A 1,409-nucleotide genomic window follows, 5' to 3' on the forward strand; every position below is an offset into this window, starting at 1 on the left:
GTTAGCGTCCGCGCTCGTGGTGTAATTTCCGGTGTAGGCGATGGTGTATTCCGGGGTGGGGCATGCCCCACCCCGGAATGCGGCGTCGCTGGTGGCCACCGGGTTCATCGTTATGGTGGAGTTTGCACACTTCAACCGTGACGAAGAGGAGTTCCCGATGACCGAGGACAGATTACTGATCGAAGAGCTTGCTGCGAAGGGCGGCCAACCGGATTTTTTGCGCACCATCGCCGAGAACGTGCTGCAGCTGATCATGGAGGCCGACGTTGATGGCCTGATCGGCGCGGGTCGCCACGAACGCAGCAGCGAGCGCGCGACCTGGCGCAACGGCTATCGCGACCGTTCGCTGGATACCCGGGTAGGCACGCTGAACCTGAAAATCCCCAAGCTGCGTGCTGGGTCCTACTTTCCGGGCTTCCTTGAGCCCCGCAAGATGGTCGAGAAAGCGCTGGTTGCGGTGATCCAGGAAGCGTGGATCGGCGGGGTCAGCACCCGGCGGGTCGATGAACTCGTCCAGGCCATGGGCATGACCGGCATCTCCAAGTCCACCGTCTCCAAGCTTTGCAAGGACATTGACGAGCGCGTCCATGCCTTTCTGAAACGCCCGCTCACCGGCGAATGGCCGTATCTCTGGCTCGATGCCACCTATCTCAAGGTACGCGAAGGCGGGCGGATCATCAGCGTTGCCGCAATAATCGCCATGGCCGTCAACACCGAGGGCCGGCGCGAGATCGTCGGCCTGCATATCGGCCCCTCGGAAGCGGAGGTCTTCTGGTCCGACTTCCTGAAGGACCTTGTTCGGCGCGGTCTTACCGGCGTGAAGCTGGTCATCTCCGATGCTCACGAGGGCCTCAAGGGCGCGATCACCCGCGTCATGGGCGCCACCTGGCAGCGCTGCCGGGTGCACTTCATGCGCAATGCCCTGTCCTATGTGCCCAAGGGCCAGAACACTGTCGTCGCCGCCGCGATCCGCCAGGTCTTCCTGCAGCCCGATCAGAAAAGCGCAACGCAGGTCTGGCGACAGGTCGCCGACCAGTTGCGCACCCGTTGGCCCAAGCTCGGCGCCTGCATGGACGAGGCCGAAACCGACGTGCTCGCCTACACCGGCTTTCCCACCCAGCACCGCACGAAGTTACACTCAACCAATCCGCTCGAGCGGCTCAACAAGGAGGTCAAGCGCCGCGCCGACGTCGTCGGAATCTTCCCGAACGAAGACAGCATCATCCGCCTCGTCGGGGCTGTGCTGATGGAGCAGAACGACGAGTGGCAGCTCCAGCACCGATACATGCAGATCGAAGGCATGGCCGAACTCAACCAACCCATGATCGAGGAGGAAAATCAGCCCCTACACATCACCGCCAAAGCCGCCTGACGATGGCCCACGGCCACAGCCGAAATTACACCACCTT

1 protein-coding gene is annotated in these 1,409 nt (G+C 62.5%); it reads left to right on the forward strand.

From position 1 onward, the window contains the following. Positions 1-157: 157 nt before the first annotated feature. A complete protein-coding gene (locus CVT63_08420) occupies positions 158-1,372 on the forward strand; it encodes an IS256 family transposase ISSpma2 (GenBank protein PKQ26612.1) in 1,215 nt (404 codons plus the stop codon). Positions 1,373-1,409 lie beyond the last annotated feature (37 nt).

Origin of the sequence: Candidatus Anoxymicrobium japonicum (assembly GCA_002843005.1) — a bacterium.
Taxonomy (GTDB): Bacteria; Actinomycetota; Geothermincolia; order Fen-727; family Anoxymicrobiaceae; genus Anoxymicrobium; species Anoxymicrobium japonicum.

Excerpts from the sequence above, each read along its gene's own strand:
- CVT63_08420 (PKQ26612.1), top strand. The coding sequence starts at position 158 with ATGACCGAGGACAGATTACTGATCGAAGAGCTTGCTGCGAAGGGCGGC.